The 18,274-nt window shown below is 66.4% G+C and carries 20 protein-coding genes and 4 tRNA genes; 11 read left to right on the forward strand and 13 right to left on the reverse strand.

All coding sequences use genetic code 11. The annotated features are described in order from the left end of the window. Nucleotides 1–14: 14 nt before the first annotated feature. The 5 genes from WS51_RS15135 (at nt 15) to WS51_RS15155 (ending at nt 3,303) form a co-directional block, all read left to right on the forward strand. The gene (locus tag WS51_RS15135) at nt 15–668 is read left to right on the forward strand and encodes a GNAT family N-acetyltransferase (protein WP_230938231.1); all 654 of its coding nucleotides are present in this window, start codon (nt 15–17) and stop codon (nt 666–668) included. Between the two features lie 163 nt (nt 669–831). After that, complete coding sequence (minC, locus tag WS51_RS15140) at nt 832–1,602, forward strand: septum site-determining protein MinC (RefSeq protein WP_059448166.1); 771 nt, start codon at nt 832–834, stop codon at nt 1,600–1,602. A 59-nt stretch (nt 1,603–1,661) separates the two neighbouring features. After that, on the forward strand, nt 1,662–2,477 hold the full coding sequence (minD, locus tag WS51_RS15145) for a septum site-determining protein MinD (RefSeq protein ID WP_059448167.1): 816 nt from the start codon (nt 1,662–1,664) through the stop codon (nt 2,475–2,477). 12 nt (nt 2,478–2,489) lie between these two features. Continuing rightward, nucleotides 2,490–2,744 carry a cell division topological specificity factor MinE gene (gene minE, locus WS51_RS15150; protein ID WP_006486661.1) on the forward strand — a complete coding sequence of 85 codons (255 nt, stop codon included), beginning with the start codon at nt 2,490–2,492 and terminating at the stop codon, nt 2,742–2,744. A gap of 157 nt (nt 2,745–2,901) precedes the next feature. Beyond that, nucleotides 2,902–3,303, forward strand: a complete 402-nt coding sequence (locus tag WS51_RS15155) for a YXWGXW repeat-containing protein (RefSeq protein WP_059448168.1) — start codon at nt 2,902–2,904, stop codon at nt 3,301–3,303. 117 nt (nt 3,304–3,420) lie between these two features. Here the strand turns inward: WS51_RS15155 and WS51_RS15160 are convergent, their stop codons facing one another. Further along, nucleotides 3,421–4,971 (reverse strand): chloride channel protein, encoded by a 1,551-nt coding sequence (locus tag WS51_RS15160; protein ID WP_069229400.1) that lies wholly within the window; start codon nt 4,969–4,971, stop codon nt 3,421–3,423. A 175-nt stretch (nt 4,972–5,146) separates the two neighbouring features. On the opposite strand from WS51_RS15160, the gene waaC reads away from it, so the two are divergent. After that, nucleotides 5,147–6,145: a lipopolysaccharide heptosyltransferase I gene (waaC, locus tag WS51_RS15165; protein WP_059507116.1), complete on the forward strand. Its 999-nt coding sequence runs from the start codon at nt 5,147–5,149 to the stop codon at nt 6,143–6,145. A gap of 61 nt (nt 6,146–6,206) precedes the next feature. On the opposite strand, the gene WS51_RS15170 is transcribed toward waaC, so the two are convergent. The 9 genes from WS51_RS15170 to rph form a co-directional block, all read right to left on the reverse strand. Then, complete coding sequence (locus tag WS51_RS15170) at nt 6,207–6,386, reverse strand: hypothetical protein (protein WP_059448171.1); 180 nt, start codon at nt 6,384–6,386, stop codon at nt 6,207–6,209. A gap of 102 nt (nt 6,387–6,488) precedes the next feature. Next, on the reverse strand, nt 6,489–7,799 hold the full coding sequence (locus WS51_RS15175; RefSeq protein ID WP_060273804.1) for an MFS transporter: 1,311 nt from the start codon (nt 7,797–7,799) through the stop codon (nt 6,489–6,491). A 297-nt stretch (nt 7,800–8,096) separates the two neighbouring features. Next, the gene (locus tag WS51_RS15180) at nt 8,097–8,588 is read right to left on the reverse strand and encodes an energy transducer TonB family protein (RefSeq protein ID WP_069229401.1); all 492 of its coding nucleotides are present in this window, start codon (nt 8,586–8,588) and stop codon (nt 8,097–8,099) included. Nucleotides 8,589–8,794: 206 nt separating this feature from the next. After that, the gene (locus WS51_RS15185; protein WP_059507118.1) at nt 8,795–9,088 is read right to left on the reverse strand and encodes a hypothetical protein; all 294 of its coding nucleotides are present in this window, start codon (nt 9,086–9,088) and stop codon (nt 8,795–8,797) included. A gap of 157 nt (nt 9,089–9,245) precedes the next feature. After that, nucleotides 9,246–9,647 carry a hypothetical protein gene (locus WS51_RS15190; protein WP_059507119.1) on the reverse strand — a complete coding sequence of 134 codons (402 nt, stop codon included), beginning with the start codon at nt 9,645–9,647 and terminating at the stop codon, nt 9,246–9,248. A 151-nt stretch (nt 9,648–9,798) separates the two neighbouring features. Further along, nucleotides 9,799–9,886 (reverse strand) — tRNA-Ser (locus WS51_RS15195). 42 nt (nt 9,887–9,928) lie between these two features. Continuing rightward, nucleotides 9,929–11,143: a radical SAM family heme chaperone HemW gene (hemW, locus tag WS51_RS15200; protein ID WP_059448176.1), complete on the reverse strand. Its 1,215-nt coding sequence runs from the start codon at nt 11,141–11,143 to the stop codon at nt 9,929–9,931. A 34-nt stretch (nt 11,144–11,177) separates the two neighbouring features. After that, nucleotides 11,178–11,807, reverse strand: a complete 630-nt coding sequence (gene rdgB, locus WS51_RS15205) for an RdgB/HAM1 family non-canonical purine NTP pyrophosphatase (protein ID WP_069229402.1) — start codon at nt 11,805–11,807, stop codon at nt 11,178–11,180. Then, nucleotides 11,800–12,540, reverse strand: coding sequence for a ribonuclease PH (gene rph, locus WS51_RS15210; protein WP_059448178.1), 741 nt, complete (start codon nt 12,538–12,540; stop codon nt 11,800–11,802). Before rph ends, rdgB begins: the two co-directional genes overlap by 8 nt. Before the next feature lie 174 nt (nt 12,541–12,714). Here rph and WS51_RS15215 point away from each other — a divergent pair, with 174 nt between their 5' ends. The 4 genes from WS51_RS15215 to WS51_RS15230 all read left to right on the forward strand — a co-directional run bounded on the left by WS51_RS15215 (nt 12,715) and on the right by WS51_RS15230 (nt 17,023). Then, nucleotides 12,715–13,638, forward strand: coding sequence for a YicC/YloC family endoribonuclease (locus tag WS51_RS15215; protein ID WP_059448179.1), 924 nt, complete (start codon nt 12,715–12,717; stop codon nt 13,636–13,638). A 6-nt stretch (nt 13,639–13,644) separates the two neighbouring features. Further along, nucleotides 13,645–14,328 carry a guanylate kinase gene (gmk, locus tag WS51_RS15220; protein ID WP_059448180.1) on the forward strand — a complete coding sequence of 228 codons (684 nt, stop codon included), beginning with the start codon at nt 13,645–13,647 and terminating at the stop codon, nt 14,326–14,328. 58 nt (nt 14,329–14,386) lie between these two features. Then, nucleotides 14,387–14,590, forward strand: a complete 204-nt coding sequence (gene rpoZ, locus WS51_RS15225) for a DNA-directed RNA polymerase subunit omega (protein WP_006025620.1) — start codon at nt 14,387–14,389, stop codon at nt 14,588–14,590. 66 nt (nt 14,591–14,656) lie between these two features. Beyond that, on the forward strand, nt 14,657–17,023 hold the full coding sequence (locus WS51_RS15230) for a RelA/SpoT family protein (protein WP_059448181.1): 2,367 nt from the start codon (nt 14,657–14,659) through the stop codon (nt 17,021–17,023). A 181-nt stretch (nt 17,024–17,204) separates the two neighbouring features. Here WS51_RS15230 and WS51_RS15235 read toward each other — a convergent pair. From WS51_RS15235 to WS51_RS15245, 3 genes are all read right to left on the reverse strand, one after another. After that, nucleotides 17,205–17,281 (reverse strand) — tRNA-Arg (locus tag WS51_RS15235). Between the two features lie 61 nt (nt 17,282–17,342). Further along, nucleotides 17,343–17,419: transfer RNA gene (locus WS51_RS15240), tRNA-Arg, on the reverse strand. Nucleotides 17,420–17,486: 67 nt separating this feature from the next. Beyond that, a tRNA-Arg gene (locus WS51_RS15245) sits at nt 17,487–17,563 on the reverse strand. Between the two features lie 131 nt (nt 17,564–17,694). Between WS51_RS15245 and greB the strand changes: the two genes are divergently transcribed. Beyond that, nucleotides 17,695–18,258: a transcription elongation factor GreB gene (greB, locus tag WS51_RS15250; RefSeq protein ID WP_059448182.1), complete on the forward strand. Its 564-nt coding sequence runs from the start codon at nt 17,695–17,697 to the stop codon at nt 18,256–18,258. Nucleotides 18,259–18,274: the final 16 nt, after the last annotated feature.

Genomic DNA, 18,274 nt, shown 5'->3' on the forward strand with positions numbered 1-18,274 from the left:
CGGTCGACGCATCGATGCTGCACCTGCACACCGGCGCATGCGCGACATCGGTTGCCTTTCGATCGGCGCCGCCATTTGAAAATAACGATTTGACTCATGCCCCGCTTTCGGTTGAAGCTAATAGCTTGCTGTCCGAAGGGGGCTGTGCCTGCATGAGTTCGACCTTGACCGTTCGTCGTATCGCTGCCGACCAGGGCGGCGTGTATCGCGAACTCCGCGCCGCATCGCTGCGCGAGCCCTACGCGCCCGGCGAAGCGCCGGAGGCCGAATTGCTGAACGTCGATTCCGACGCGGCGGCGGCCGTCGCCGCGCTGCGCGCCGAATCCGACGAGTCGACGACTTTCCTGCTGTACACCGAGGGGCATCCGGCCGGCATGATCGGCGCATATTTCGACAATACGCCCGAGCGGCGCGCGTTCGTCAGCGAGCTGTGGGTCGCGCATGCGGTCCGCCACCTGCGCGGCGGCGTGCTGCTGCTCGAGACCGCCACCGCGTGGCTGGCCGAACGCGGCGCGCAGGACGTCTATGCGTGGATCGCCGATGCGAACCGCAACGCGATCCGGTTTTACGAACGCGCGGGTTTCGGCAACACGGGCGAGCATGCGCCGATCGCACGGATGCCCGGCGCGATGAAGTCGTTGTTCGTGTCGCACGTCGACACGCCCTGAGCATGCATGCGCGGGCCGCACGGCGCGATCGTGGCCCGTCGGCCGTCCGGCCACCCGCCCGCCGGCGTGCGCTCGCCACGCCCGTCGCCGCCCGGTTCCCCAAAAATAATGGCCGCACGCGTGGACGCCTGTAAAATACGCAAAAAATTTTTGCAGAGTGTCCATGTCGCTTAAAAAATCGCCATTCTTCGAGCTGCGCAGCGGATCGGTCGATACGTTGCTGTTCACCGTGAAGACGACCGATCTCGATGCGTTGCGTGCCGAACTGGTCAAGCGCTTCGAAGCGACTCCCGAGTTTTTTGCCGATGATGTCGTCGCGATCGACGTCCGCCGCCTCGAGGGCGACGAACGCGTCGCACTTGCCGACATCCGCCAGATGCTGAACGACGTGCGGATGCGCCCGGTGGGCGTCGTCGCGCTCGCCACGCAGGGCTGGGCGGCGGAAGCCGGCCTGCCGCTGCTCGAGGCGCGCGACCGCCGCGCGCCGGCCGCGAAGCCGGCCGAGGACGCAGAGCAGGCGCCGGCCGCTGCCGCAGCTGCGGCCGTGGCGGCCGAACCGGCACCGGAGCCAGCGGCGCCGACGCCGGTTGCGGCCGGCGGCCAGACGCTGGTGATCGATCGGCCGCTGCGTTCGGGGCAGCAGATTTACGCGAAAGGAGACCTCGTGGTGCTGGCGCCGGTCAGTCACGGCGCCGAGATCATCGCGGAAGGCAACATCCACATCTACGCGCCGTTGCGCGGCCGCGCACTCGCGGGTGTGCACGGCAATCACGACGCGCGCATTTTCTGCACGTGTCTGGAGCCGGAACTGATTTCGATCGCGGGTATCTATCGAACGACCGAGAACCCGTTGCCCGCCGACATACTGGGCAAATCGGTGCAGATCCGGCTCGAAGAGGAAAAACTGATGATCGAACCGCTGCGCCTGACGTGATTCACGCGGTACGCTCCGGATCGATCGGCTCTCATTGACGAACACAGGGTATTGGGTAAATGGCAAAAATCATCGTGGTGACTTCGGGCAAGGGCGGCGTGGGCAAGACGACGACCAGCGCGAGCTTCGCGTCCGGCCTCGCGCTGCGCGGCCACAAGACGGCCGTGATCGACTTCGACGTCGGCCTGCGCAACCTCGATCTCATCATGGGCTGCGAGCGTCGCGTGGTGTACGACCTCGTCAACGTGATCCAGGGCGAAGCGAACCTGAACCAGGCGCTGATCAAGGACAAGAAGTGCGAGAACCTGTTCATCCTGCCGGCGTCGCAGACGCGCGACAAGGATGCGCTCACGCGTGAAGGCGTCGAGAAGGTGCTGAACGACCTGGTTGCGATGGACTTCGAATACATCGTCTGCGATTCGCCGGCCGGTATCGAGGCGGGCGCGCTGCACGCGATGTACTTCGCGGACGAAGCGCTGATCGTCACGAACCCGGAAGTGTCGTCGGTGCGCGACTCGGACCGCATTCTCGGCATCCTGTCGTCGAAGACCAAGCGCGCGACCGAAGGCAAGGAGCCGATCAAGGAACACCTGCTGATCACGCGCTACAGCCCGAAGCGCGTGAGCGAAGGCGAAATGCTCTCGCTCGAGGACATCAGCGAGATCCTGCGCATCAAGCTGATCGGCGTGGTGCCGGAGTCGGAAGCCGTGCTGCACGCATCGAACCAGGGGCTGCCGGCCGTGCATATCGACGGCACCGACGTTGCGGAAGCGTACAAGGACGTCGTCGCCCGTTTCCTCGGCGAGGACAAGCCGCTGCGCTTCACCGATTACCAGAAGCCGGGCCTGCTGCAGCGCCTCTTCGGCAGCAAGTAACGGAGGCCGCCCATGTCCATCCTTTCGTTTCTCCTCGGCGAGAAGAAGAAGTCCGCATCGGTCGCGAAGGAGCGCCTGCAGCTCATCATCGCGCACGAGCGGGTCGGCGGCCGGCCGCCGGCCGATTATCTGCCGGCGCTGCAGAAGGAACTCGTCGCGGTCATCTCGAAGTACGTGCATATTTCGAACGATGACATCCGCGTGAGCCTCGAGCGCCAGGACGATCTCGAAGTCCTCGAAGTGAAGATCGAGATTCCGCAAGCCTGATTCCTGGTTGTCCCTCCGCACGACGGCGCATGCCGTCGTGCGCGTCTTACGCCCTGTTGCACTTTCGGGCTCGCCGTAACACGGCGTCTGTCGGCCGTTGGCCGACCTCCCGCATTGAACGAATACGCTCGCGTCATTTGTCAATCAGGAGGTTGTCATGGCTGTCTCTACCGTTCGACGTCGTATCGTTTCGCTCGCGCTGCTCGCCGCGGGCTTGTCGGCCGTCGTCGCGCCGCTTGCCGCACGCGCGGACGAGATTCTCGTCGGTGCGCCGATGATGGTGCAGTCGGGCCGCATGGTCGTCGCCGAACCGGTGGCCGCGCCGGTCGAGGAAGTCGTCGTCATTGCGCCGAATGCGCCGCCGCCCGTGCGCTACGAGGTCGTGCCCGCCGCGCGCGTGGGTTATGTGTGGGAGCGCGGGCACTGGCACTGGGATCATGGACGCTACGTGTGGATCGGCGGCCACTGGGAAACCGAGCGCATCGGCATGCACTGGGTGCCGGGCCACTGGGATCAGCGCGGCCCGAACTGGTTCTGGACACGTGGCCACTGGGCCTGACGGGAGGCGTGCGATGAAGCGAACCGCCATTGCCATCGCGCTCGTCGCGATCACGCTCGCCGGCTGTGTCGTGGTGCCGGCCCGGCCCGTCTACTACCGGCCGGCGCCGGTGGTGATCTACTGAGGATCACGCGGGTCCGTGTGCGCCGTGCCGCTCGCACCGGCTCCTGACGGGCCGCGCTCGTTCGGCGTCGCCGGCGCGTGCGTGGCGACGTTGCCGGCCGCCGCGGCTTCCGGCTCGCCATCGTCCTGCTCGCGCAGCGTGTCGAGCGGATCGGCGGGTGCGGCCGCCGCATCCTGCGGCGCCACGACACCGGCCGCGGCAGCCGGTGCCGCTGCGGGCTCGGCGGCAGCCGCGGGCGGCGCGAGATAGCGCTCGGCGAGTGTTTCGTAGAGCGGCGGCGCGAAGAAACGCGCCATGCGGCTCGACACCAGAGCGGTTGCCATCAGCGAAATCACGAGCGCGTGACCGTTGATCATCTCCATCACGATCACGAACGACGTGATCGGCGACTGCGTGACCGCCGCGAGGTAGCCGACCATCGCGAGCGCGATCAGTATCGGCAGGCTCAGGTCGCCGAACACGAGATGCAGCAGGTTGCCGAACCCGGCGCCGATCGACAGCGAAGGCGCGAAGATCCCGCCCGGGATGCCCGGCAGGTAAGACGCGACCATCGACACCATCTTCAGGAACGGATAAAGCACCGACAGCCGCTCATGGCCGTCGAGCAGGCCGCGCGCTTCCGCGTAGCCGCTGCCGAACGTCGTCCCGCCCGATACGAGGCCGACGAGCGCGATCACGAAGCCGCACAGCGCCGCGAACGCGATCGGGCGTTCGCGATACAGGCCGAGCAGGCGCGCGGGCAGCCAACGGCCCGTATTGAGCAGCAGCCAGCTGAACAGGCCGCCCGCGATGCCCGTCACGATCGCGGTGACGAGCACGGCGACCGCAAGCATCTTCGGAAAATGCTTGCCGGCGTCGATCGTGCCGAAGTACGTGTAGTTGCCGTTCAGGCCCAATGCGACGACACCGGCGAGAATGATCGCGGTGATCAGCACGCCGCTGGCGCGGGCGGAGAAGCTGCGGGTCAGCTCCTCGATCGCGAACACGATCCCGGCGAGCGGCGTATTGAATGCCGCCGACAGGCCGGCCGCCGCGCCGGCGAGCACGAGTTGCCGTTCGATCTGCGCGTTCGAGCGCGGGTAGAAGCGCCGCAGATTGAACATCAGCGCCGCGCCGACCTGCACGGTCGGGCCTTCGCGGCCGATCGTGAAGCCGCCGAGGATTCCCAGGAACGAAATCAGGACCTTGCCGAACAGGATGCGCAACGTCAGCAACCGCGCGCCGAATGCGCTCGGGCTCGCATGCAGTGTCGCGATCACCTGCGGGATCCCGCTGCCCTCGGCGCCGCGGAAGAAACGGCGTGTGAGCCATACCGACGCCGCGGCGATCGACGGCGTGAGCAGCAGCGGCAGCCACGCGGCGTGCTCGCGCATCGTGCGGAAGGTATCGTAGCCCCAGTCGATCAGCCGCGCGTACAGCACGGCCGCGAGACCGACGGCGATCGCGCCGAGCCAGAATACGCCGTACTGGCGCCAGATCCGCAGCGAGCGGCGGGTGAGGGCGGGAAACAGCGCAGGGAGTGCGGGGAGGGCGGGGCGGGGCATCGGCAGCGGGCCGGGAGGGCAAAGGAAGCATTATAAAAAGAACCGGCTGTGTCCGGGGCTCGACAAATATCTACACAAGCGTCGCATTTTGTTGCAAATGTAATGTTGACGTAATGTTTGCGCACCACAAGCATCGTTAGCATGGCGAAATGGCCAGCCATTCATCAGAACGAACGTGAAACGCATCCTCATCGTGAAAGTGACGTCGCTCGGCGACGTCGTCCAGACGCTGCCCGTCGTCGCGGACCTCCATCGCGCCTTCCCGGGCGTGAAGGTCGACTGGGCCGTGGACGAATCTTGCGCGGAGGTCGTGCGTTGGCATCCGGGCGTGAGCCAGGTGCTCTGCGCGCCGCTGCGGCGGTTCAAGAAGCTGCGCAACGGCGGCGACCTGAAGGCGATCTCCGCGTCGATCGGCGCGCTGCGCGCGCATCGCTACGATGCCGTCATCGATCTGCACGGCGTCTACAAGAGCGCGATCATCTCTGCACTCGCGCGCGCCGCACGCCGCGTCGGTTATCAGACGCAGGATCTCGGCGAGACGGGCGCCCGTTTCGCGTACTCCCATCGCTTCGGCCCGCGACCGGACTGCGACGCCTGGCACGGGATGCGCGTGAGCGCCGGCGAGGCGCTGGGCTATGTGCCCGAAGGCATCGCCGCGTACGGGATCGTCCCGCCGCAGGTTGCGAGCCTGCCGCCGGCCGTGACCGACGGCGCGCCGTTCATGCTGCTGTTCCACGCAACGTCCAATCCGGACAAGAAATGGCCGACCGATGACTGGGCCGCGCTGGCCATCCGGATGATGGCGCGCGGCGTGCGCGTGCTGTTGCCGTGGGGATCGCCGGCCGAACACGACGACGCGCAGGACATAGCCGCGCGCGCGCCAGGCGCGATCGTGCTGCCCGCGATGTCGGTGCGCGAACTCGGCGCGGCCATCGGCCGGGCGGCGCTCGTCGTGGGCGTGGACACCGGGTTCGTGCACATGGCGCACGCGCTGCAGCGGCCGACCGTGATGATTTTCGTCGCGACCTCGCGCCACCATTGCGGCATCGGCGGCGCACCGAATGCACTGTCGATCGGCGAGCCGGGCGCGCCACCCTCGGTGGCGCAGGCGCTCGACGCAATCGACGCGGTCGGGCCGGCCTATGGCGCGCAGCGCGAGCGGCTGACGGCCTAGCGCGTGGACAGGCCCGCTATCGACTTGAACGGGCTCCCCCGCGAAGGCGCGGCTGGCGGGTTCAGGCGAGCAGCGCTTCGACCGTGACCACCGCGGCGATGGCGGCCAGGTTGGCGAGCAGCGCCTCGAACAGGAGGCCGCGCCACGTTTTCGGGCGGAAGCGTGCCGCGAGCAGCAGGGCGCTACCCAGCGCGAGCGCCAGGATCATGACGAGGTCGGCGTTGCCGAGGTGGATATTCATCGCGGCGGCTCCTTCGGGGAGGGATCCGGGGGCACGCGAGCGCGCCCCCGGATCGAGTATAGGCAGCGCCGGCCGCCGCACAACCCGGGGCGCCCCGGAGGCTCAGAGGAGCGATGCGTCGCGGGTCTCGCGCATCAGCAGCACGCCGATCAGGCTGATCGCCGCCGCGACCGACACGTAGCCGCCGACCCACGACAGGCCGCCGCGCGCGGCGAGCAACTGTGCGATGTACGGTGCGATCGACGCGCCGAGGATCCCTCCGAGGTTGTACGCGACGCCTGCGCCCGTATAACGGACGTTGGTCGGGAACAACTCGGGCAGCAGCGCGCCCATCGGCGCGAACGTCACGCCCATCAGGAACAGCTCGAGCGTCAGGAACAGCGCGACGAGCGGCATCGATCCGCTGCCGAGCAGCGGCTCCATCGCGAAGCCGGAGAGCAGTGCGGCGATCGCGCCGACGACCAGCACCGGCTTGCGGCCGAAGCGATCCGACGCCCACGCCGACAGCGGCGTCGCGAGCCCCATGAACACGACGGCGAAGCACAGCAGGCCGAGGAAGCTCTGGCGCGGAATATGCAGCGTCGCCACGCCGTACGACAGCGAGAACACCGTCGAGATGTAGAACAGCGTGTAGCAGACCACCATCGCGAGCGCGCCGAGCAACGTGGGCTGCCAGTGTTGCGAGACGAGCGTCGCGACCGGCACGCGCACACGTTCGTTGCGCTCGAGTGCGGCCTGGAACGCCGGTGTCTCGGTGATCTTCAACCGCACGTACAGGCCGAGCGCGACGAGTACCGCGCTGACGAGGAACGGGATGCGCCAGCCCCAGCTGCGGAATTGTTCGTCGGACAGCGACAGCGCGAGCGCGAAGAACAGCCCGTTCGACATCAGGAAGCCGACCGACGGGCCGAGCTGCGGGAACATCCCGAACCAGCCGCGCTTGCCTTGTGGCGCATGCTCGGTCGCGAGCAGCGCCGCGCCGCCCCATTCGCCGCCGAGGCCGATGCCCTGGCCGAAGCGCAACACGCAGAGCAGCACTGGCGCGAGTGCGCCGATCGTGTCGTAGCCGGGCACGAAGCCGATCGCGGTGGTGGATACACCCATGACGAGCAGCGATGCGACGAGCGTCGACTTGCGGCCGATGCGGTCGCCGAAGTGGCCGAACAGGAACGAGCCGATCGGCCGCGCGATGAACGCGATGCCGAACGTGACGAAGGCGGACAGCGCCTGTGCGGTCGCGGAGCCGTGCGGGAAGAACACGGGGCCGATGACGAGTGCCGCGGCGGTTGCGTACACATAGAAGTCGTAGAACTCGATCGCGGTGCCGATGAAGCTCGCGAACACGATGCGCCGGTGGCTGACGGCGCCGGCCGAACCGGTTGCGTGTGCAACGGCCGGGGGGGATGCGGACATGGATGTCTCCGTTTTGTCGTTGGGGCATTCGACCGGGCGTGCGCTCCGGCGGGCAGGTGGACGCCTGCCGAAAGAGAGCAGCCGGCGGATGATGCGGTGGCGGCGTCGACGCATCTTGGCACGAACGTCGCTCGCCGGTCGACGAGGCAGCGGACAGGTCGCCGCGGCCCGGTGTCGGCGTGGTCGATTCGCATGCCGGGTGCGGCGCGCGAACGCGCGCGCGGGCGGGTAGCCGCGCGATTGCGGAAAATTATAGCCAGCGCCGCGACATAGCGACAATCGCGGGCGGGCCCGGGCTCAGTCGATCGATTGCGCCTGCGCGGATGCGGTGCTTTGCAGCTGGAAACGGCCGTCGTCGTTGAACAGCCAGCCTTCCATCATTTCGAGCCGGCCATTGCCGTCCAGCAGTTTCGACGGTGGCGGCGGCAGCGGCGCGGAGCGGCGCAGCGATGCGAGCGCGAGCCCTTCCGCTTCGCTGTCGCCGTTGCTGCGATAGACGGAAGCGTTGACGAGGCGGCCGCTGCCATCGACGGTGAATGCGACGACGACGAGCGAGCGCAGCATCGCCTGCGGCGTGCCGTGCGAGACGCCGGACGGATTGTGCTCGGCGACGCACCGCGCGACTTCCACGCGGTACTGATCGCGATTCGCACTGCGGATGGCGGACGGGATCGTCAGCACCGAGCGTAGCGACGGCGGCGGCGTGATGGTGCAGGCGGCAAGCAACGAGGCGACGATCAGCGCGGCAACACGCAGCCGGCTCGCGCCCGGGTGGGGAACAGGGGACATGGGGAAGTGCCGGAGGGTGACTATAAAAAAATGATAGGCGTCCGGGCGCGACCTGTTATCGGGAGAAACGCATAGTGCGCGATGCGCGACGTGGCGATTCGCGGATGATGGCGATCGGCGGCCCGCTCGACACGTGTCGCGATGTGACGTGACATGTGACGGCGCGCCATGCGCAATGGCGGGTCGAGGTGACCCGACCGGCCCGCTCAGTAGCCGTGCGTCACGAGCGACAGAACGGACAGGTCCGGATGCGTGCCGTCGATGATCGTCTTGCCGATGTGCACGGCTTCCCGAACCGCTTCGTCGACGCTCGCGAAGCTTTCCTCCCCGTCGGCGTGGAAGGGCACCGCATGATCGGGCAGCGCGGGATTCACGCCGGGATGGCACACATATCCGGTATAGGTGTAACGCGATTCGCTGCCGGGCACGAGACCCGGCACCACATGGATCTCGAAGCCTTCGTAATCGACGTGATCCGTCGCTGTCGACAGTTCGGTCATGGCGGTCTCCGTGTGCCGCGCGCAAGGATGGTGCGCGCGGCATCGAGTCGCGGCGGCGGTCGTGTCGCCGTGCTGATCGAATTCTAGGCGATGGCGAGCCCGCTCGTGAGGCTCGCGCGCGCCGTGGGTGTGCGCGGCGGGCGTACCGTATCGAGCGTTACCGCGTGCAGCGCGCGTCCTTGCGCTGCACCACGAGGATCACGGGATATTTCTCGCCATGCTCGAGCTCCACCGGCGCGACCACCGTCAGCGTCGCCGGGTCGGAATCGTCGTACACGCTGACCTGTTCGTTGCGGATGTAGGTCACGCCGGTGCAGTTCGATGCGCGCCCGTCATCCGACACCTTGCACTGGATCTCGTTTTCCTTCAGGTAGTTGTACGGCGTTGGGCTCGCGAGATATTCGCGCAGGCTGCGCGGCGAGCCGCCGACGCCCTTCACGTACGCGATCGCGCACGAAGGCGTTTGCGCGTCGGTGCCGGAGGCGGAATCGGCGGCCGCCGCGTGCGTGCCGACGGCGGCCAGCAGGGCGACGAGCGACGAGGCGATGAAGGGCTTCATGACGTGGTTTCCCGTTTCGCGAATCGGAGCGCCGGATTGTAACGGCATCGCGCGAGATGCGTCGGCCCGTTGGGCGGGCACCGTGCGTGGCGCGCGGCGGACAAACAAAAACCCCGTCATTCGATGAATGGACGGGGTTTGGCGAACTTCCTGGCGGAAGCGGTGAGATTCGAACTCACGGACAGTTTCCCGTCGCCGGTTTTCAAGACCGGTGCCTTAAACCGCTCGGCCACGCTTCCACACGAGGCGGCATTGTAACCGAAATGCCGCCTCGTTCGGCTTCAATCGTCGCGCAGGAACAATTCCTGCAAGTCGTTGAGGAACCGTTGGCCAAGCGGCGTCGGCGCGATCTGCGCAAAATCGCGCGTGATCAGTCCGCGCCGCTCCGCTTCCCTGAGTGCCGGCTCGATCGTGCTGATCGGCAAACCCGTGCGTTCGACAAAGCTGTGCACGGGGAAGCCTTCGACGAGCCGCAGCGTGTTCAGCATGAACTCGAACGGCAGGTCGCGTGCACCGACTTCACGCTCTTCCTGCACCGGCGTGCCGGCCATCGCCTGTTCGATGAAGGTGGCCGGATGCTTGTAGCGTGCCTGGCGCAGGATCCGGTTCGGGAACGACAGCTTCGTGTGCGCACCCGCGCCGATCCCGAGATAGTCGCCGAAGCGCCAGTAGTTCAGGTTGTGCTTGCACTGATGATTCGGCTTCGCGTACGCGGACACTTCGTAGCGGCCGTAACCGGCCTCGGCCGTGCGCGCGTGGATCCATTCCTGCATGTCGGCCGACGCGTCGTCGTCCGGCACCGCGGGTGGAAACTTCGCGAACAGCGTGTTCGGTTCGAGCGTCAGGTGATACAGCGACAGATGCGGCGGTGCGAACGACAGCGCCGTCTCGATGTCGGCCCGGCATTCGTCGAGTGTCTGGTTCGGCAGCGCGAACATCAGGTCGAGGTTGAAGTTGTCGAACGTCTTCGCGGCGATCTCGACGGCCGCGCGTGCCTGCGCGGTGTCGTGAATGCGGCCGAGCGCTTTCAGATGTCCTTCGTTGAAGCTCTGGATGCCGACCGACAGGCGATTCACGCCGCTCGCACGAAACTGCGCGAACTTCGCGGCCTCGAACGTGCCCGGGTTCGCTTCGAGCGTGATCTCGGCGTCGGCATCGAGCGGCAGCAGTGCGCGCACGTCGGACAGCAGCCGGTCGAGACCGGCCGCGGACAGCAGGCTCGGCGTGCCGCCGCCGATGAACACCGTATGCACCTGCCGCCCCCAGACGAGCGGCAGCGCCTGTTCGAGATCGGCACGCAGCGCGTCGAGGTACTCGGTTTCCGGAAACCGCTCGCCTTTCCACTCGTGCGAGTTGAAATCGCAGTACGGGCACTTGCGCACGCACCACGGAAAATGCACGTACAGCGCGAGCGGCGGCAGCGACGTGAGCTTTACCTGCCCGGGCGACGTGAAGGTCGCGACGACGCGCGCGCCGGTTTCCGCCGCCTGGCTCATGCGGCCTCCGGTTGCGAATGCATGACGAGGACGATCATGCCGGTTCCTCCGCGAGCCGCGCGAGCAACGCCTTCAATGCGAGCGCGCGATGGCTGTGCGTGTTCTTCACGGCCGGCTCGAGTTCGGCCGCCGTCGCGCCGAGCGACGGCAGGTAAAAATACGGGTCGTAGCCGAATCCGTGCTCGCCGCGCGGCGTGTCGACGATCTCGCCTTCCCAGCGGCCTTCGGCAAACAGCGGCTCGGGATCGTTCGCATGGCGCACCAGCGCCAGCACGCAGCAATAGTATGCGCGCCGGTCGTGGACGCCGCGCAGCTGCTCGACGAGGTACGCGTTGTTCGCCGCGTCGCCCTTGGCGCCGCCCGCGCGCTGGGCGTAGCGCGCCGAATAGACGCCCGGCGCGCCGCGCAGCGCGCGCACGCACAGGCCCGAATCGTCGGCGATCGCCGGCAGCCCGGTGAGCCGCGACGCATGGCGCGCTTTCGTCAGCGCGTTCTCGATGAACGTGCCGAACGGCTCTTCCGCCTCCGGCACGGCCAGCTCGCCCTGCGGCACGATCTCGATGCCGACCGTCGAGAACAGCGCGGTGAACTCGCGCAGCTTGCCCGCGTTGTTCGACGCGAGCACGATGCGCGACAGCGGTGCGACGGTGCGATCGTCAGACATGGCCGGCGCCCAGCACGTCTTTCTGCAGCTGCACGAGCTGGCCGATCCCGCTTTGCGCGAGGTCGAGCAGCGCGTTCATCTCGTCGCGCGAGAACGGCACGCCCTCGGCGGTGCCCTGGACTTCGACGAAGCCGCCGGCGCCCGTCATCACGACGTTCATGTCGGTGTCGCAGCGCGAATCTTCCGCGTAGTCGAGGTCGAGCACCGGCGCGCCTTCGTACACGCCGACCGAGATCGCGGCGACGTGATCGGTGATCGGCGAGCGCGCGAGCTTGCCGGCCGCGATCAGCTTCGACACGGCGTCGTGCGCGGCGACGAACGCGCCGGTGATGCTGGCCGTGCGCGTGCCGCCGTCGGCCTGGATCACGTCGCAGTCGATGTGAATCGTGCGCGGGCCGAGCGCCTCGAGATCGAACACCGCGCGCAGCGCGCGGCCGATCAGGCGCTGAATTTCCTGCGTGCGGCCCGTCTGCTTGCCGCGCGCGGCTTCACGGTCGCTGCGCGTGTGCGTCGCGCGCGGCAGCATCCCGTATTCCGCGGTCAGCCAGCCCTGGCCGCGATCACGCAGGAATTCGGGCACGCGTTCGGCAACGCTCGCGGTGCAGATCACCTTGGTATCGCCGAATTCGACGAGTACCGAGCCTTCGGCATGTTTCGTGTAATGGCGCGTGAGGGCGACCTTGCGCAGTTCGTCGGCGCGGCGGCCGCTCGGGCGGGACAGGGAAGACGTCATGGGGAATCGTGGACGGAAGAGGAAACCCCGATTTTAGCGCCGAACGGCAGCCTTGCCCGGCGGGGTGGCGCGCAAAAATGGGATAATGCGCGCTTCCCGCCCCGCGCCTTGCAATGCGCCGGGCGCCTCGACATTTTCCCGCCCGCCAAGGGCACCCAGACGGCGAGACGAACCATGATCTACAGCATGACGGGCTATGCGAGCGCGACGCGCGAACTCGCCACGGCCACCGGCAACGGCGGCACCAGCGTGTCGGTCGAACTGCGCACCGTGAACTCGCGCTTCCTCGACCTGAATTTCCGCATGCCGGACGACGTGCGCGCGTGCGAGCCCGCGCTGCGCGAAATGCTGATGAACAAGCTCTCGCGCGGCAAGGTCGACGTGCGCATCAACCTGCAGCGCGGCGAGCAGAGCATCGGCGCCGGCGCGCTGAACCAGACGGCCCTCGGCCAGCTCGCGGAGCTCGAGCGCTCGGTGCTCGATTCGTTTCCGGGCGTCGGCCGCCTGCGGGCGGGCGAGATCCTGCGCTGGCCGGGCGTGCTCGCCGAGAGCGGCGTGTCGGCCGACGCGATCCGCGATGCGGTGCTCGCGTGCGGCAAGGAAGCGATCGGCGAGCTCGTCGTCGTGCGTTCGCGCGAAGGCGCGCAACTGGCGACGATGCTGCTGTCGAACGTCACCGAAATGGAGGCGATCGTCGCGCGCATCACGCCGCTCGTGCCGGAGCTGATCGCGAAGCATCAGCAGAAGATCGTCGAGCGGCTGCAGGAAGCGCTCGGCCTCGCGGCGCCCGAAGGCAGCGCGCCGATCGTCACGCGCGAGGAAGCCGCGGAACGCATTCGTCAGGAAGTGACGATGTACGGCATCCGGATCGACATCGCGGAAGAGCTGTCGCGACTCACCGCGCACCTGAACGAAACGCGTCACGTGATCGAGAAGGGCGGCCGCGTCGGCAAGCGTCTCGACTTCATGATGCAGGAACTGAATCGAGAAGCAAACACGCTCGGCTCGAAGGCGGCGGCGAAGGAACTGGCCGACGCATCGATGGCGCTCAAGCTGTTGATCGAGCAGATGCGCGAGCAAGTGCAAAACCTGGAGTAACGCAACATGACCCATCCCACTCACGACGGCCACGCGTCGCATGCGCTGCACGGCGGCGTGTATCCCGGCAACCTGTTCATGGTCATCGCGCCGTCGGGCGCCGGCAAGTCGACGCTCGTGAACGCGCTGCTGTCGAAGGATCGCGACATCTGCCTGTCGATTTCGTACACGACGCGCAAGCCGCGCCCGGGCGAGCAGGACGGCCAGCACTACCACTTCACGACCGTCGAGGATTTCCGCGCGCGCCACGCCGCGCACGAATTCCTCGAAAGCGCGGAAGTGCACGGCAACTATTACGGCACGTCGCGCGTCTGGATCGAAGAGCAGATGATGAGCGGCCACGACGTGCTGCTCGAGATCGACTGGCAGGGCGCGCAGCAGGTGAAGAAGCAGTTCCGCAACGCGGTCGGCATCTTCATTCTGCCGCCGTCGCTCGATGCGCTCGAGGAGCGTCTGAAGAAGCGCGGCCAGGACGAGCCGAACGTGATCACGCGACGCCTGCTCGCCGCGGGCAGCGAGATGGCGCACGCGTCCGAAGCGGAATACGTCGTGATCAACGAGAATTTCGATCGTGCGCTGGCCGAGCTCGAATGCATCGTCGCGGCGACGCGTCTGCGCTTTGCTTCGCAGTACGCGCGACATGCCGAGCTGTTCATCGAGCTCGGCATCCATTTGCCCCACGCGGAATGACGCGGGGGTAGAGGGACATAAGGTAGAATAGGGACTATATTCAGAAGGAATTACCAACATGGCTCGCATTACCGTCGAAGACTGCCTGAAGCAAATCCCCAACCGCTTCGAACTGGCGCTCGCCGCCACTTACCGCGCGCGGCAGCTCGCGCAAGGCCATACGCCGAAGATCGAGAGCCGCGACAAGCCGACCGTCGTCGCGCTGCGCGAGATCGCTGCCGGCCAGGTCGGCGTCGAGATGCTGAAGAAGGTGCCGGTGTAACGCGCATCCGGCCCGTTCCAGCCATGTAGTCCACGCGCGCAACGACTCGACCACCTGGAGGCGAATATGAGCACCACCCCATCGTCCGCCTCCGCGGATTCGACCACCGAAGCCACGGCCCAGTCGCCTGCGCGCCAGTACATCGACGCGGTCCTCGAACAGTCCTTCCGGCATCTGTTCGGGCCGACCGCCACACCGGAACAGCCGCGCAAGCACGGCGTCGTTTCGATCGCGAATCTGACGGCCGCGCTTGCCGAGTATCTCCCTCCGGAAGAAATCAAAGAGGTCAAGGCGGCGTTCCACTTCAGCGACGAAGCCCACCTCGGTCAATATCGCCAGAGCGGCGAACCCTACATCACCCATCCCGTCGCCGTCGCCGAAATCTGCGCCGGCTGGAAGCTCGACGCGCAAGCCGTGATGGCCGCGCTCCTGCACGACGTGATGGAAGACCAGGGCGTGACCAAGAGCGAACTGGCCGAACGGTTCGGCCCGAAGGTCGCCGAACTGGTCGACGGCTTGTCGAAACTCGACAAGATGGAGTTCCGCAGCCGCGAGGAAGCGCAGGCCGAGAACTTCCGCAAGATGCTGCTCGCGATGGCGCGCGACGTGCGGGTCATCCTCGTGAAGCTCGCCGACCGTCTGCACAACATGCGCACGCTGGGCGCGGTGCCGATGGAAAAGCGCCGCCGCGTCGCACGCGAGACGCTCGACATCTACGCGCCGATCGCGCACCGCCTCGGGTTGAACAACACGTATCGCGAGCTGCAGGACATGAGCTTCGCGAACTTCAACCCGCATCGCTACGCGACGCTCGAGAAGGCCGTGAAGGCCGCGCGCGGCAACCGCCGCGAGGTGATCAGCAAGATCCTCGAGGCGGCTCAGCGTGTGATGGCCGACGCGAAGCTCGACGTCGAGATCACCGGCCGCGAAAAGACGATCTACAGCATCTATCGCAAGATGCGCGACAAGCAGCTGTCGTTCTCGCAGGTGCTCGACGTGTACGGCTTTCGCGTCGTCGTCGACAATCCGCTCGACTGCTACACGTGCATCGGCGCGTTGCACTCGCTGTACAAGCCCGTGCCCGGCAAGTTCAAGGACTACATCGCGATCCCGAAGATCAACGGCTATCAGTCGCTGCACACGACGCTCGTCGGTCCGTTCGGCGCGCCGATCGAGTTCCAGGTGCGCACGCGCAAGATGCACGAGATCGCCGAGGCCGGCGTGGCCGCGCACTGGCTGTACAAGAATGGCGGCGCGGATCTGAACGACGTGCAGAAGCGCGCGCACCAGTGGCTGAAGTCGCTGCTCGACATCCAGAGCGAAGCGGGCGATTCGAGCGAATTCCTCGAACACGTGAAGATCGACCTGTTCCCGGATGCGGTCTACGTGTTCACGCCGAAGTCCAAGATCATGGCGCTGCCGCGCGGCGCGACGGCGCTCGATTTCGCGTATTCGATCCACAGCGATCTCGGCAACCAGTGTGTGGCCGTGAAGATCAACAACGAGTTGCTGCCGCTGCGTACCGAGCTGAAGAGCGGCGACATCGTCGAGGTGATCACCGCGCCGTATTCGAAGCCGAACCCCGCGTGGCTCGGTTTCGTGCGCACCGGCAAGGCGCGTTCGGCGATCCGCCACTACCTGAAGACGATGCGCCTGAACGAGTCGGTGCAGCTCGGCGAGCGGCTCGTCGACCAGAGCCTCAAGGGTTACGGCCTCGCGCTCGCCGACGTCGGCCCGGAGGTGTGGGAGAAGCTGGTCCAGTGGACGGGCAACAAGAGCCGCCAGGAAATCTTCGCGGACATCGGCCTCGGCCGCCGCGTCGCCGCGGTGATGGCCAAGCGCATCGAGGTGCTGATGAGCGGCCGCGACGCGGACGACGATCTGCCGAAGTCCGAGCGGCATCCCGCGCACAATGCGCCGCCGGTCGTGATTACCGGCACCGAAGGGATGTCCGTGCAACTGTCGGCGTGCTGCCGGCCGATTCCGGGCGATGCGATCATGGGCTATATCGGCATCGGCCTCGGGATGGCGATTCATACGACCGATTGCCGGGTCGCGCAGCGCATTCATCGGCGCGATCCGGGGCGCTGGATCGACGTCGAGTGGGCGCCGCAGCCCGGTCGCCTGTTCGACGTCGCGGTGAAGGCGCTCGTGAAGAACACGAAGGGCATTTTCGCGCGCGTCGCCGCGGACATCACATCGGCCGACGCGAACATCGTTCACATCGCGATGGACGAGGATTTGACGCACGAATCGACGGTGCTGCGGTTCGTGATCCAGGTCAGCGATCGCGTGCATCTCGCGAACGTGATGCGGCGCGTGCGGACCAATCCGGACGTAATGCGGATCATGCGCGAGCGCTCGACCGACGACAGCGTCCATGCGCGTCACGACGGCGGCATGCGAATCGAGCGCGAGCGACAGGATTACTGATGCCGCACGGGGCGTTTGCGGCGCGATGCGACGGCGGCCATGGGCCGCCGTTTTCATTTGTGTCGCGGGGCGGGCGATGTCGTGCAGCGGCGAGCCGATTCGAGCGGAATGAACGCTGGCCGAAGAGAGGGAGGGGCGAGAAAAGAAAAAAGGGCCTTCCCGGAGGAAGGCCCTTCTGAGGTGGCGCGGCTGGCAGGATTCGAACCCACGACCCCTTGGTTCGTAGCCAAGTACTCTATCCAACTGAGCTACAGCCGCACGCAAAGCGGTACTACTTCAACTGTCGGAACCTTCTGCGATGGGAAGGCCCCCAAAAAGGTGGCGCGGCTGGCAGGATTCGAACCCACGACCCCTTGGTTCGTAGCCAAGTACTCTATCCAACTGAGCTACAGCCGCACGCAACAACAAAACGCTACAACATCGAACTGAAAGGGCCTTCGGTTTGGAAGGCCCTTGAAAAAGGTGGCGCGGCTGGCAGGATTCGAACCCACGACCCCTTGGTTCGTAGCCAAGTACTCTATCCAACTGAGCTACAGCCGCACGCAGAAGCGGAAGTATAGCAGGGTTGTATAAAAAGGGAAGCCTTATTCGCAAAAAATGTCACCCGATCTTGGGTGGCCCGCGTTCGTGTACCCTTGATGCATCAGTCATCCATGTATTGAATCTGCATCATGAACAAGGCGTTTGTCAAAGAGTCGGACAGCGACGACGACGATCTCGACCCGGGTCAACCCGCGATTCCGGCGGGCACGAAGAACTACATCACCCCGGCCGGTCACAAGCGGCTCAGGGACGAACTCCTGAACCTGATCGACGTCGAGCGCCCCGAGGTCGTGCGGTTGGTATCGTGGGCCGCGTCGAACGGCGACCGGTCCGAGAACGGCGATTACATCTACGGCAAGCGGCGACTGCGGGAGATCGACCGCCGGATCCGCTTCCTGACGAAGCGGCTCGATCTCGCCGAAGTCGTCGACGCGAGCCGGCAGGAGAATGTCGACCAGGTGTTCTTCGGCGCGACCGTCGATTACGCAACGCCGGACGGTGAGGATCACACGGTCACGATCGTCGGGATCGACGAGGTCGATCTCGATCGCGGTTGCGTCAGCTGGATCTCGCCGATCGCGCGGGCGCTCATCAAGGCGAGGATCGGCGACACCGTCACGCTGATGACGCCGGCCGGTCCCCAGCCGATCGACGTGCTCGACGTTCGTTATCCGGCACCGGGCAGCGCGTGAGCAGCAAGCGTTGTCG

This window comes from Burkholderia territorii (assembly GCF_001718335.1).
In the GTDB taxonomy this organism is placed as follows: Bacteria; Pseudomonadota; Gammaproteobacteria; order Burkholderiales; family Burkholderiaceae; genus Burkholderia; species Burkholderia territorii.

Excerpts from the sequence above, each read along its gene's own strand:
- WS51_RS15180 (WP_069229401.1), bottom strand. The coding sequence starts at position 8,588 with ATGTCCCCTGTTCCCCACCCGGGCGCGAGCCGGCTGCGTGTTGCCGCG.
- rdgB (WP_069229402.1), bottom strand. The coding sequence starts at position 11,807 with ATGTCTGACGATCGCACCGTCGCACCGCTGTCGCGCATCGTGCTCGCG.
- greB (WP_059448182.1), top strand. The coding sequence starts at position 17,695 with ATGAACAAGGCGTTTGTCAAAGAGTCGGACAGCGACGACGACGATCTC.
- WS51_RS15185 (WP_059507118.1), bottom strand. The coding sequence starts at position 9,088 with ATGACCGAACTGTCGACAGCGACGGATCACGTCGATTACGAAGGCTTC.
- WS51_RS15175 (WP_060273804.1), bottom strand. The coding sequence starts at position 7,799 with ATGTCCGCATCCCCCCCGGCCGTTGCACACGCAACCGGTTCGGCCGGC.
- WS51_RS15190 (WP_059507119.1), bottom strand. The coding sequence starts at position 9,647 with ATGAAGCCCTTCATCGCCTCGTCGCTCGTCGCCCTGCTGGCCGCCGTC.
- rpoZ (WP_006025620.1), top strand. The coding sequence starts at position 14,387 with ATGGCTCGCATTACCGTCGAAGACTGCCTGAAGCAAATCCCCAACCGC.
- WS51_RS15215 (WP_059448179.1), top strand. The coding sequence starts at position 12,715 with ATGATCTACAGCATGACGGGCTATGCGAGCGCGACGCGCGAACTCGCC.
- WS51_RS15135 (WP_230938231.1), top strand. The coding sequence starts at position 15 with ATGCTGCACCTGCACACCGGCGCATGCGCGACATCGGTTGCCTTTCGA.
- rph (WP_059448178.1), bottom strand. The coding sequence starts at position 12,540 with ATGACGTCTTCCCTGTCCCGCCCGAGCGGCCGCCGCGCCGACGAACTG.
- minD (WP_059448167.1), top strand. The coding sequence starts at position 1,662 with ATGGCAAAAATCATCGTGGTGACTTCGGGCAAGGGCGGCGTGGGCAAG.
- WS51_RS15160 (WP_069229400.1), bottom strand. The coding sequence starts at position 4,971 with ATGCCCCGCCCCGCCCTCCCCGCACTCCCTGCGCTGTTTCCCGCCCTC.
- WS51_RS15155 (WP_059448168.1), top strand. The coding sequence starts at position 2,902 with ATGGCTGTCTCTACCGTTCGACGTCGTATCGTTTCGCTCGCGCTGCTC.
- WS51_RS15170 (WP_059448171.1), bottom strand. The coding sequence starts at position 6,386 with ATGAATATCCACCTCGGCAACGCCGACCTCGTCATGATCCTGGCGCTC.
- minC (WP_059448166.1), top strand. The coding sequence starts at position 832 with ATGTCGCTTAAAAAATCGCCATTCTTCGAGCTGCGCAGCGGATCGGTC.
- gmk (WP_059448180.1), top strand. The coding sequence starts at position 13,645 with ATGACCCATCCCACTCACGACGGCCACGCGTCGCATGCGCTGCACGGC.
- WS51_RS15230 (WP_059448181.1), top strand. The coding sequence starts at position 14,657 with ATGAGCACCACCCCATCGTCCGCCTCCGCGGATTCGACCACCGAAGCC.
- hemW (WP_059448176.1), bottom strand. The coding sequence starts at position 11,143 with ATGAGCCAGGCGGCGGAAACCGGCGCGCGCGTCGTCGCGACCTTCACG.
- minE (WP_006486661.1), top strand. The coding sequence starts at position 2,490 with ATGTCCATCCTTTCGTTTCTCCTCGGCGAGAAGAAGAAGTCCGCATCG.